A 12382-nucleotide genomic window follows, 5' to 3' on the forward strand; every position below is an offset into this window, starting at 1 on the left:
GGATGTCGGCACAGCCAGGATGGCAGTAACCAGCAGGGAAACACCGAAGGTCCAGTAGAGCACTGTGCGGGCGCCGATACGGTCCGACAGGGTACCGCCATAGGCGCGGAAGACACTGGCGGGGACCGAATAGAAGGCTGCGACCATGCCGGCAGTTGCGATATCGAAGCCATAGACGCCGATGAGGTAGCGCGGGAGCCAAAGCGTCAGGGCTACGAAGGCGCCGAAGGCAAAGAAGTAATAGAGTGCGAAGCGCCAGACCTGCACGTTGCGCAGCGGGGCGAATTCACCCAACAGGCTCTTGGGTTGGTAGCTTTCCTTGCGCCGCTGCACGATGACCGGATCGTCTTCGGTGGTGAACCAGAAGACCACCGCCATGATGGCCAGCGCGGCCGCCCAAATCAGCGCCACTGATTGCCAGCCCCAGGACAGCATGACGAAGGGGGCGAGAAACTTTGTGACCGCGGAGCCGACATTGCCGACCCCAAAAATGCCGAGCGCGGTGCCCTGCTTTGAGGCGGGGTAGAAGCGGGAGACATAGGCGACGCCTACCGCAAAGGAACCGCCGGCGAGCCCTACGCCAAGCGCGGCAAGCAGGAATTGCTCATAGGTCTGGGCGAAAGAAAGAAGGAAAGTGGCCAGCGCCGCTGCGAGCATGGTGATGACATAAACGATGCGACCACCCATGCGGTCGGTCAGCACACCAAGCAGCACGCGGACCAGCGAACCGGTCAGAACCGGAGTGCCGATGAGAAGACCAAATTGGGTTTCGCTCAGCCCGAGCTCAGTCTTGAGCCCGACGCCGATGATGGAAAAGATCGTCCACACCGCAAAGCATACGGTGAAGGCTATCGTGGACATTGTCAGGGCGCGCGTGGGTTGCGCCGAGGAAGTCGACTGCATGGGTGTCATGCCTTTCATCCCTACAAAAACAAAAAGCTGCCAATGGAGGCGCGGCCCGGTTTTGAACCCGGTCGCAAATCCATTGGCAGCTTTGCCTGTGGCATCCCTCATTGGATGCCCGATCAAACGGCTCGCTAGGAGCAGTCTCGGGGGTATCTATGCAGCTAGTGTGCCAAGTCCGTGCTGGGCATGAATTGCAGGAATCTCAGACGTTTGCGATTTAGAATGCCGTTCGGGTAAAGACTGCACGCGCACAAATCGACGCCACACGCACATAAATTATGCACTTGACCGAAATGCAAAACGAACGTGCATCCGTGGCAACAAAGCGGCTTGATCAGAGGACGGCGCCGTCTTCGGCAAAGCCTGCGGTGATGAGATCGCGGCCGAAGATCGAATTGTCACGCGGCACGAGGCGCACGACGCTGTAGCCGCGGCGGGCAAGCTGATCGAGGAAGATCGGCAGCATATCCACGGTGCGCTGATGGATGTCGTGGAAGAGGATGATGCCGCTGCCGCGCGCTTCGAGGCGGCTCAGCGTGCGTGCTGCTACCGCTGCTGGCGTGTCCTTGAAATAGTCCTCGCTGTCGATATCGACATCGAGAACCACGGCACCGCTCTGGATAAGGCCGGTGCGCAGGAAACCGGTCTGCGAGAGGTAGGGGAAGCGGAAGAAGGGCGAGAGTTTTTGCCCGCCGCCAGCGAGGGCCGCCGAAACCGCCTCCTCACCCCGAACGATTTCCTCGATCGCGTCCTGCCGGGATAGGTCGGCGAGATTGACATGGCCATAGGTGTGGCTGCCCACGGTGTGACCGGCAATTGCGACGCGCTGTGCCAGGCGCGGATTGGCCCTGGCGGAGGAGCCAAGCATGAGGAAGGTCGCCTTGACGCCGTAGTCGGACAGCGTCGACAGGATTGTCTCGGTCTTGCCGGCGCGCGGACCATCGTCGAAGGTCAGCACAACTTCACCCGGCATCAGGATGATGTCGGCCGTGGTTGAAACGGCGAGCGTGCGACCACCGATATTGCGCGGCGCGAAAATTTCGCTCGGCAAGGGCTGCTCCATCTTGAGCACCGCTGGGACGGCGATGGCCGAGGTCTTCATCGTGTCCACGACCGGGGTGGAACTGAGCCGCGTTTGCGGACTCACAGGCTTGGCACAACCACCCAGCATGATGCCGGACACCAGAAGGCAGAGCAGAAGGCGGGAGGGCAGCACGATGAGCACTCAACATCACATGAATCTGCATGCGAGAATTTGCGATTATGGTTAATTTTCCCCTCGCGAAAACTTAAGAAGAGCTTACCAATCAGATGGTTAGCTCCCCTACGCCCTTTGAACCAAAGGGAAATTCGGTAGACCCAATGCAAAAAAACGTTAGCGTGCCGCTGTCTTGCGAAGGGGAATCGCCATGCATGGGGGCTTAGAAGCCACAGCGCCGACCGGGCGCAGGGAATTCTTGCAGCCCATCATGGCGGGCACGCTGGCGGCCATAGTCGGCTATGCGAGCACCTTTACCCTTGTGCTTGCGGCACTGACCGCAGCGGGCGCTTCCCCGCAGCAAGCCGGGTCGGGGCTTTTTTCGGTCTGCCTTGCGCTCGGCGTGCTCAATATCGTCGTGGCATTTCGCGCCAAGGTGCCGATCAGTTTTGCCTGGACGACGCCGGGCGTCGCCTTCCTGCTGACGGTAGGCGAGCCTGTGGGTGGGTTTCCGGCGGTGGCGGGCGCCTTCCTTGTTACGGCGGCATTGGTGGTGCTGACCGGGCTCTTCAAACCGCTGGCGCGGTTGATTGCCGCCATTCCGGCAGCCATTGCCAATGCCATGCTGGCCGGCATGCTGCTGACGCTGTGTCTGGCGCCGGTTACAGCGCTGGCTGAAGCGCCATTGCTCGCTGCGCCAATCCTATTGGCCTGGATGCTCGGACTGCGGTTTGCACGGCGCTATGCGGTGCCGATTGCCGTGGTGGTGACGGGGATTGTGCTGGCCCTGACAACGCACCATCCGGCAGGGGCGCTCGATGGCACCTGGCCGACGCTGCTGCCGGTGATGCCGCAATTCACCTGGGACGCCGTCGTGAGAATCGGTCTGCCGCTCTATGTCGTCACCATGGCCTCGCAGAATCTGCCGGGGATCGCGGTGATGAAAGCCAATGGCTATACGCTCGCCCCTGCCCCGATTTTTGTAATGACCGGGATTGCCAGCGGCTTCACTGCCCTCTTCGGCGGGCAGACGACCAATCTCGCCGCCATCACGGCCGCGATCTGTGCGGGGCCAGAGGCCCATCCTGACCCGGAAAAACGCTGGCCTGCGCCTGTCGCGGCCGGTGGCGTCTATATCTTGCTGGGTCTTGCGGCCAGTCTTGCAGCCGCCTTCATCGCCGCTTCGCCACCCATTCTTATTCAGGCAGTGGCTGGCCTTGCCCTGCTGTCGAGCCTCGCATCTGCGTTGTCCGGCGCGCTGGCGCAGGAAGAGACTCGGCTGCCGGCGATTCTCACCTTTGTCGCCACGGCATCGGGAATCACCATTTTCGGCATTGGCGCCCCCTTCTGGGGCCTTGTCGGCGGCATTGTGCTGTTGCTGCTCCTGCGACAGCCCGCACAGAAATGAACAACACCTTCGGCCTGATATTGGCCGGCGGGGAGGGCTCGCGGCTTGGCGGGGTTCGAAAGGCCGATTTGAGGATCGGCGGCGTGCGGCTGGTGCAGCGCGTGACGAGCGCCTTCGAAGGCAAGGTGACGGAGGTGTTCCTCGCCTCGGGCCAAGGTGCAGGCTCAGAGCTCAGGCTCCCCTCTATCCGTGACGAAAGCCCAATGCCCATGGGGCCGCTGGCCGGGATCAGGGCGATGGTTCTTCATCTCGAAAGCAGGATCGGTCACGACGACGTGTTGGTGACGGCAGCGGTGGATACGCCCTTTCTCCCGCAAAACTATGTCGAGCGGCTGAGACCAGCGGCGCTGGAAAGTGGCGCGGCCTATGCCGCCTGGGGCGACAGCATCTATCCCACCAACAGCGCGTGGCGGCTGACAATGCTTCGCGATGCCCTTGAAGAGACAAGCGAATCTGCCGGACCGAAGGCGATTCTGCGCACATTGGGCGCCGCGCCGGTCGATTGGTCCGCAGATATGGCAGGCAACCCCTTTGCCAACATCAATACGCTGGCCGACCTGATCGCCCTGCAGCGCCGGGCAACTGACCTGGGGATATGACACATTTATTCACAGGCTCCGCAATAAAGGCTTGGCAAACCAGATCGGTTTGGGTACACGGACCTCGCCTTCGACGCCGAAGGCCATACCGAAGTGTTCCGCGATAGCTCAGTTGGTAGAGCGTTCGACTGTTAATCGAATGGTCGCTGGTTCGAGTCCAGCTCGCGGAGCCATTTCGGGTCTTTTGACCCGGCTCCCCTAAAATCGTTAGCGTGATGCAATTGCACAAATTTTGCGCAATTTCGCTCGCAAAGGTTGATGCTCTCGTTTTGAGGGAGTACGACGGGCTTCCCTCCTGGAATGCCTCTCATGACCACGCAAACGAGCAGCTCTGCCGCAACGGCGGGCCACCAAACCGCACTGACCATCATCTTTGCCGTCAGCGGTGCGCATCTCCTCAATGACCTGCTGCAGTTTCTGCTGCCAGCGCTCTATCCGCTGCTGAAAGAGAATTACGGGCTGAACTATCTGCAGATCGGCCTGCTCACGCTCGGGCAGCAGATCACGGCCTGTTTCCTGCAGCCGATCTTTGGTCTGCGGGGCGATCTGAAGCCTAATCCCTACAGCCTCGCCATATCCTTGACCATCGTCACAATCGGCGTGCTGGGCCTCGCCTTTGCCAATGGCTTCACCTGGCTCTTCGCCGCCGCCGTGGTGATGGGAACGGGTTCGGCCCTGTTCCATCCAGAAGCTTCGCGTGTGGCTCGCATGGCGTCAGGCGGCAAGCTTGGCTTTGCGCAGTCGCTGTTCCAGGTGGGTGGCAATCTCGGCACCGCCTTTGGCCCGCTAGCGGCCGCCCTCATTCTGATCCCGATGGGCCAGCAGACCACCGCCTGGTTCCTGATTGCCGGCTTTGCCGGTATTGCCCTCCTCACTTATGTCGGCCGGTGGTTCGTCGAGCATCAGCGCCAGGCCGCCTCGCGCCCTGCCGTGGTGCACAAGAAGCCGGCGCTATCGCGCAACCGGCTCATTGTCGCCTTCGTCGCCATTGGCGCGCTGCTGCTCAGCAAGTTCATCTATATCGAAGGCCTCAAAAGCTACTACGCGTTTTTCCTCATGGAAAAATTCGGCCTGTCGGCGCCCGAGGCGCAGATCTACCTGTTCCTCTTCCTCGGCGCTGTTGCGGCTGGCACGTTTATCGGTGGGCCGATCGGGGACCGGTATGGTCGCCTGTCGGTGATCTGGGTTTCGATCCTCGGCGCCCTGCCCTTTACGCTGTTGCTGCCTTACCTCGATCTCTTTGGCACGGCCGCAATGAGCATCATGACGGGCTTGATCCTGTCTTCGGCCTTCTCGGCCATGGTGGTCTATGCGCAGGAACTGGTGCCGGGCAAAGTCGGCATGATCGCCGGTTTCGTTTTCGGCTTTGCGTTCGGTATCGGCGCGCTCGGCGCGGCCGCCATGGGCGCAATGGCAGACTGGATCGGCATTATTCCCGTGTTCCAGATTTGCGCCTTCTTGCCGGTCCTTGGTATTCTCACCATCTTTCTGCCCAGAACCGCGGAACTGCATCCCGAAGCAAAGGAGAAGCTGGCATGAGCGACAACATCGATCTCGACAATGAGAGCCAGATCACGCTCACGCGGAAAATCGGTGCCAATGTGAGCGACGTCTTCTCCGCCTGGACTGATCCGGCACTGATCGAACAGTGGCAGGTCGACGAGGCCGAGTTCGACGCCGTAAAAGGTGGCGAATATCGCTTCGTGACCTTTGGCGACGACGATGACGAAGCCGACCACGAGGTGACCGGGGAAATTCTCGACTATGTCGAGGACAAACGCCTGGTCATGTCCTGGGTGTATCGGGACGAAGCAAATGACGAAGAGTTGCTCTTCGTGCTCGACATCAGCTTCCGCGCCATCGACGACGACAATACCGAGATTACCCTTATCGAACGCGGCCTGCCCCATGCCGACCCGCAGACGCGCATCTTCTCCATGGAAGCCTGGAGCTCGGCGCTTGAGCAACTGGCCGAAGTGATGGAAGAGGTTCTCGACTGAACCGATAGCGGCTACCGGTCGTAGTACCGGAAAGCATCGGAGCAGACCCGTGGACCGACCGACAAGCCTTGTCTGGCTGCGCAATGATTTGCGCCTCAGCGACAACCCTGCCCTTCTTGCCGCTTGCGAGAGCGGCGACAGGGTTGTCGCACTTTATATCCACGAGACAGAGGACGGCGTGCGGCCGCCGGGCGGCGCAGCGCGCTGGTGGCTGAACCAAAGTCTGGAGTCACTGGGCGAGGCGCTTGGGAAGAAAGGCATCTTGCTGCTTGTCCGGTCGGGCAAAGCGGCTGATGTGCTGAACAAGACCATCGCCGAGGAAGGTGCGCAGTCGGTCCACTGGAACCGACGTTATGCCCCCGGCGAGCGCGAGGTTGACCAGGAGATCAAATCCGACCTGCGCGAGCGTGGCCTCAATGTTTCATCCCATATCGGGAACCTGCTGGCGGAGCCCTGGACCATAGCGACCGGCCAGGGAAAGCCCTATTCAGTCTTTTCGCCCTATTGGAAAACGCTGAGGGATTGTCGGATCGAGCAGCCGCTGGCGGCGCCCGACAAGCTTGGCGATATCGTCGGCGCCAAAAACTACGACAGCGATTATCGCGCGCCAAAGTGGTCGGAGAAATTTGAGGGACAATGGTCGATCGGGGAAGCAGCGGCGCAGCAGGCGCTTCATGACTTTTTGGATGAGCGGCTCGAAGACTACCCCGAGGGGCGGGACTTTCCGGGGCGCGATGTAACGTCGAAACTGTCGCCGCATCTGCGCTTTGGGGAGATCACCGCGAGACAGGTCTGGTACGCCACACAGGCGCGTATGGAAGCCGAACCCGAGGTAAGGCCATACGCCGACAAGTTCCTCTCCGAACTGGCATGGCGCGACTTCAGCTATCATCAGCTTTACCATCGCAGGGACATCGCCACCGTCCCGATGCAGGAGAAGTACAGCGGCATGCGCTGGTCGGCCGCCGAAAAGGCAGAGGTAGCCTGGCAGCGCGGTCAAACGGGCATTCCCATCATCGATGCAGGCATGCGCGAACTCTGGCAGACCGGCTATATGCATAATCGCGTCCGTATGTTGGTCGCTTCTCTTCTCACAAAGAATCTGCTGATCGACTGGCGACATGGGGAGCGTTGGTTCTGGGATTGTCTCGTCGATGGAGACGTCGCCAACAATCCGGCAAGCTGGCAATGGGTGGCCGGTTGCGGCCTCGATGCGGCGCCCTATTTCCGGATTTTCAATCCGGTGACGCAGGGTGGGCGCTTCGACGAAGAAGGCGACTATGTGCGCAAATGGGTGCCCGAACTGAAGGGGTTGCCGGACAAGTGGGTCCATGAGCCGGCAGACGCGCCAGCATCGGTCCTAAAGGAGGCCGGCATCACCATTGGGGAAACCTACCCGCGGCCGATCGTTGACCTCAAGGCCTCCCGGCAACTGGCGCTTGACCGTCAGGGCGAGCTTTAGAAAAAGAAACTGTCTTGGCCGACTCCACCAGCCAAGGGTTTCGTTCCATCGATCGAGACCGAAAAGTCCTGCCACGGCGGATGTTTGACCCTTGTTCGTGACGGGTCGGCCCCATACCTTGATAGTTCAGCAACAAGAGTCCCGGAAGATCATGGCCAAGCACGAAGACCTCATTTCCGCCATCGGCAATACGCCACTTATCCGTCTCAACCGGGTTTCGGCGCTGACGGGATGCGAAATCTGGGGCAAGGCCGAGTTTCTCAATCCGGGCCAGTCGGTCAAAGACCGTGCGGCGCTGTTCATCATCCACGATCTGGTAAAATCGGGCGCGCTGAAGCCCGGCGGCACGATTGTCGAGGGCACGGCTGGCAATACGGGCATCGGCCTGACGCTGGTAGCCAATTCGCTGGGCTTCAAGTCGGTGATCGTCATTCCCGACACACAGAGCCAGGAGAAGAAGGATGCCCTTCGCCTCTATGGCGCGCAGCTGATCGAAGTGCCGGCAAAGCCGTACAAGAATCCCAACAACTACATCAAGATTTCCGGACGCCTGGCCGAGAAGCTCAACCGCGAGCTGCCGGAAGGCGCCGTGTGGGCCAATCAGTTCGACAATGTTTCGAACAAACGTGCGCATATCGAAACCACCGGACCCGAAATCTGGCGCCAGACCAATGGCCGGATCGATGGCTTTATCACCGCAGTCGGCTCGGGCGGGACGCTGGCCGGCGTGGCCGAAGCCCTACGGTCGCGCAATCCCGACATCAAGATCGGTCTCGCCGATCCAGAAGGCGCTGCGCTTTACGAATACTATGCCAATGGCACGCTGAAATCCGAGGGCAATTCGATCACCGAGGGTATCGGCCAGGGCCGGATCACGGCCAATCTCGAAGGGCTGCACGTCGATCTGCCCTATCGCATCTCCGACGCCGAAGCCCTGCCTTATATTTTTGATCTGCTCGAATATGAAGGCCTGTGCCTCGGTGGTTCGAGTGCCATCAATATTGCCGGTGCCGTACGCATGGCGCGCGACCTCGGCCCGGGCAAGACCATCGTCACCGTGCTCTGCGACTACGGCAACCGCTACGCGAGCAAGATTTTCAATCCGGAATTCTTGCGTTCCAAGGACCTGCCGGTGCCCGCCTGGATTGACGACCGCGCGCCGATCGATATTTCGGACATCATCGAGGTAGAGCCGGCGTGACGCCGGCTCCTCGTCGTCAGGCAAAGCCCAGATTGGTCGGACGATCGTTTCGATAGGCGCGGCGACGCGCCGGTTCGTTCGTCGCCGCTACTCTCTCAACGGCAAAATTTCGTGCCCAGAGTTTGCCGCGACCGCGCATGAGAAATCCGAAATGGACGCTCGCGGCCTCGTCTGGGACGTCCAGCGTTACCGAAAAATGCTTCCAATCATGCGTTCCGCTAATCGGAACACCGGGCTGATCCAGTAGATTGTCGAACCGCAGGGCGCCCGATCGCAGGCCGTCAACGCGCAGCCAGATGGTTCCCTCGCCATCAAGATGCTCGCAGGCGAGTTCGCATGTCAGGTGAACGGCGCCGCCCTTGTAGTCGTCGACGGCTATGCTCTGGGACATCGTGCCAAAATGGCTGGCCGGCGCGTGGTGTGCCATCGGCGTGCTGCAGATGACCGCACAACCTGGTCGCGCGGGGTCAAGACCGATGGAGAAATAGCCGTCGCGACTACCGCTACCGTCGGTCCATCCCTCGGGCATCACGAGGGGTTTCATAGCCTGCTCGGCGGCGTCGATCCGGGCGCTGAGAATGTTCCAGTTGGCCAGTCCAAACTGACGCGCGACGAGTTCGAGGCCATCGCTGTGGGTAATGTCGACATTGCGCTCGGCCAATGCCTGCCGCAGCAGCTTGGCCATGAGTTTTGCATCCATGAACGTGTGCATGGTCTGATCCTCTGTGGCGGGCTTATCGAAGTCAGTGCTCGCATTGCTGACGGTTAGCCCGCTTGTGGGTCAAACCAATCGTCGATTCGTGCATTCACCATTCCCGAAGGATGCGAGCGGCAGGCTGCACGGGCCGAAGGCGATGCTATCCACCGACGAGCCGGTGTCAACACGGGATTGTCGAGACGCCCCCGACTGATAGAGTGCAGGCCAACAAGGAGTGCAGCGAACGTGTTCGGCATTGACGATATCCTGCGAGCCATAGTCGCGGACCTGCATCTGGTCGCGGCAATCATGGCGGCGATCTATCTGCTCGCTTTTGTTTGCGCAGTGCGGGAAATCTTCAATTCCCGAACCTCGCAGGGTTCGATCGCCTGGCTTATTTCGCTGGCGCTGCTGCCGTTCCCCACCGCCTTTCTCTACATGATCTTTGGCTGGAAGTTTTTCGACGACTACGCCACCGACCGGATCAAGAACGGACGAGCAGATCGACCATTGCGGGCCAAGGACCTGGCGTTGATCGACCGGGAGACCGATGCCCAATGGCCCGTCCAGGTGCAGGTTTCGGAACTGCCGTTTCTCAGGGGCAATGATGTCGAACTGCTGATCGATGGAACCGCGACGTTCGACTCGATCTTTGCCGGTATAGACGCGGCCGAACACTATCTGCTGGTGCAGTTCTACATCATCCGCGACGACAATCTCGGCCAGCAACTGGCCGATCGGCTGATCGCCAAGGCGAGGGCCGGGGTCGAGGTGCGGTTGCTTTATGATGATATCGGCAGCACGGGCATGCCGAAGCGGTTTCGGACGCAGATGCGCGACGCTGGTATCAAGGTCGCTGGTTTCAACCAGCGCCACAAATTCCTGCGCGTCTACGGACCGACGCGGATCAACTATCGCAATCATCGCAAGATCGTGGTGGCTGACGGCAAGCATGCCTGGGTGGGCGGGCACAATGTGGGCGTCGAATATCTCGGCGAGAATCCCAAGTTCGGGCGTTGGCGGGATACGCATGTGCGTGTCTCGGGGCCGGCTGCGCTGGGCTGCGCCTTGCTGTTCCGCGAGGATTGGGAGTGGGCAACCGGTGAGCGCCTGCCGGCGACGCCGCCCAAGGATATCGACACGCCCGGCGATCAGTCCGTGCTGGTCATGGGCAGCGGCCCGGCGGACAAGCTCGAGGAATGTGCGATTGCCTATGTCGATCTGATCGGTCGGGCGCGAAAGCGCCTCTGGATCGTCAGCCCCTATTTCGTGCCTGATACCGACATCAGAACCGCGCTCTTCGCGGCGCGGCTGCGCGGGGTCGATGTGCGGATCATGCTGCCTGACAATCCGGACCACGCATTGGTTTGGCTGGCCAGCATTGCTCATGCTGACGCCATGGTGGAGCACGACATCTCGGTCTATCGCTATACCGACGGCTTCCTGCACCAGAAGGTCGTCCTGATGGATGACGACATCGCCACTGTCGGCAGCGTCAATTTCGACAACCGGTCCTTTGCGATCAATTTCGAGATCACGCTGTGGTTTACCGACGATAAGGCGATTGCTGACGTCGAGAACATGCTGAACGAGGATTTCAAGGCGTGCCGGCAGGTGAGCCTAGCGGAAGTCTCGACGCGACCGGTGACGCTCTACTTCCTCACCCAGGCTGCGCGCCTGTTTTCGCCCCTGCTCTAGCGGATGGGCGGGGCGTAGAGCAGGCCGCCATTGCTCCAGAGTGCGTTCTGGCCGCGCAGCATGGCGGCGCCCGTCTGCGGACCAAAATGGCGGTCGAACAGCTCACCATAATTGCCCACGGCGCGGATGGCATCGGTCATGAAGCTCGGGCGCAGCCCGAGGGCGGTGCCGAAATCGCCTTCGACGCCCAGCAGGCGACGAACATCGGCGGAGCGGGCGGCGGTCAGGGAGTCGATGTTGAGGCTCGTGACGCCGACTTCCTCGGCGGTGATAAGCGCGAAAATGGTCCAGCGGACAATTTCGAACCACTGATCATCGCCACCCGGCACAACTGGGCCCAGCGTTTCCTTGGAGATACGCTCGGGCAGGATGCGATGTTGGGAGGGGTCGGTGAGTTCGCGGCGAATGGCTTGCAACTGCCGGCCGGAGGCGGAAATCACGTCGCACATGCCGGCCCGATAGGCGACGATGAGGTCGGCGATGTCTTCGTAGACCACGTCGGTATAGCTGGTCTGGTTGGAGAAGAAGAAGTCGTCGAGCGCCTCGACCGCGTCGGATGCATCGACAACGCAGACGCTGACATTGTTGAGTTCGTAGGCCGATACGACGCTGAGGGACTGGGGCACGAGAAACCCCTGCCCGTCGAAGAAGCTGGGCGTGACGTAGCGCGCGCCATAGCGGAGATCGCGGCCTGCGGTCCAGGCGCCATTGCGCATCAGGACGTCGACGGCTCCCGTCTGGAGCGGCGCAAAACGGGCTTCGCCACGGAAGGCGCGAAATTCGATGAGGTCGGGATTGCCAAAAACGGCGGCGGCGAGGGCACGGCAGAGGTCGACGTCGAAGCCGGACCAACGGCCATTGGCATCCTGCTGAGCAAAGCCGGCCAACGGATTGCTGGAGCCACAGACGAGAAAGCCGCGCTCACGCACCGCATCGAGCGTTTGGGCGCTAGCGGCGGTGACGGCAAGCGACAGGGCGCAGGCAAGGCCCGCCGCGAGTGGCAGCAATCGCTTGAAAACTGAGGTCAATCCACGGCTTCCCTTTGTGGCCCAGCATATTGGCAGGGCAAAGCGCCGGGTCAAGGCGGGGATTGCAGCGGCGGAGGCAATTCCACCGGACAATGAGGGGGCGCTGGATTTGTGGCGGCATCTCTCCTGGTGGGAGAGATGCCGGTGTTTGCGGTGCCTTCGTACCATTCGACCATAGGCCTCAC

The 12382-nt window shown here is 60.9% G+C and carries 10 protein-coding genes, 1 tRNA gene and 1 pseudogene; 8 read left to right on the forward strand and 4 right to left on the reverse strand.

From position 1 onward, the window contains the following. Both ABW043_RS03530 and ABW043_RS03535 read right to left on the reverse strand, forming a co-directional pair. Nucleotides 1-912: MFS transporter (locus ABW043_RS03530; protein WP_502908588.1), on the reverse strand; the 912-nt coding region annotated here is incomplete at its 3' end. Between the two features lie 328 nt (nt 913-1240). Beyond that, nucleotides 1241-2122, reverse strand: a complete 882-nt coding sequence (locus ABW043_RS03535) for a polysaccharide deacetylase family protein (protein WP_353919855.1) — start codon at nt 2120-2122, stop codon at nt 1241-1243. Nucleotides 2123-2363: 241 nt separating this feature from the next. On the opposite strand from ABW043_RS03535, the gene ABW043_RS03540 reads away from it, so the two are divergent. From ABW043_RS03540 to ABW043_RS03570, 7 genes are all read left to right on the forward strand, one after another. Continuing rightward, entirely contained in the window at nt 2364-3512 is a 1149-nt protein-coding gene (locus ABW043_RS03540; RefSeq protein ID WP_353919856.1) for a benzoate/H(+) symporter BenE family transporter, read from the forward strand. Further along, the gene (mobA, locus tag ABW043_RS03545; RefSeq protein WP_353919857.1) at nt 3509-4111 is read left to right on the forward strand and encodes a molybdenum cofactor guanylyltransferase; all 603 of its coding nucleotides are present in this window, start codon (nt 3509-3511) and stop codon (nt 4109-4111) included. The genes ABW043_RS03540 and mobA overlap by 4 nt, the downstream gene beginning before the upstream one ends. Before the next feature lie 97 nt (nt 4112-4208). Continuing rightward, nucleotides 4209-4284, forward strand: a tRNA-Asn gene (locus ABW043_RS03550). Between the two features lie 136 nt (nt 4285-4420). After that, a complete protein-coding gene (locus ABW043_RS03555; RefSeq protein WP_353919858.1) occupies nt 4421-5650 on the forward strand; it encodes an MFS transporter in 1230 nt (409 codons plus the stop codon). Further along, entirely contained in the window at nt 5647-6111 is a 465-nt protein-coding gene (locus ABW043_RS03560) for an SRPBCC family protein (RefSeq protein WP_353919859.1), read from the forward strand. Before ABW043_RS03555 ends, ABW043_RS03560 begins: the two co-directional genes overlap by 4 nt. 49 nt (nt 6112-6160) lie before the next feature. Further along, on the forward strand, nt 6161-7573 hold the full coding sequence (locus ABW043_RS03565; RefSeq protein ID WP_353919860.1) for a cryptochrome/photolyase family protein: 1413 nt from the start codon (nt 6161-6163) through the stop codon (nt 7571-7573). Nucleotides 7574-7724: 151 nt separating this feature from the next. Then, nucleotides 7725-8774, forward strand: a complete 1050-nt coding sequence (locus ABW043_RS03570) for a cysteine synthase A (RefSeq protein WP_353919861.1) — start codon at nt 7725-7727, stop codon at nt 8772-8774. 553 nt (nt 8775-9327) lie between these two features. On the opposite strand, the pseudogene ABW043_RS03575 reads toward ABW043_RS03570, so the two are convergent. Then, nucleotides 9328-9486, reverse strand: a pseudogene (locus ABW043_RS03575) (glyoxalase superfamily protein); the annotation flags it as partial. 231 nt (nt 9487-9717) lie between these two features. Here ABW043_RS03575 and cls point away from each other — a divergent pair. Further along, nucleotides 9718-11169, forward strand: coding sequence for a cardiolipin synthase (cls, locus tag ABW043_RS03580; protein WP_353919862.1), 1452 nt, complete (start codon nt 9718-9720; stop codon nt 11167-11169). Here cls and ABW043_RS03585 read toward each other — a convergent pair. Continuing rightward, nucleotides 11166-12197 carry an amino acid ABC transporter substrate-binding protein gene (locus ABW043_RS03585; RefSeq protein ID WP_353919863.1) on the reverse strand — a complete coding sequence of 344 codons (1032 nt, stop codon included), beginning with the start codon at nt 12195-12197 and terminating at the stop codon, nt 11166-11168. The genes cls and ABW043_RS03585 overlap by 4 nt on opposite strands. Nucleotides 12198-12382 lie beyond the last annotated feature (185 nt).

The sequence above is a fragment of the Devosia sp. genome, from assembly GCF_040509215.1.
In the GTDB taxonomy this organism is placed as follows: domain Bacteria; phylum Pseudomonadota; class Alphaproteobacteria; order Rhizobiales; family Devosiaceae; genus Devosia.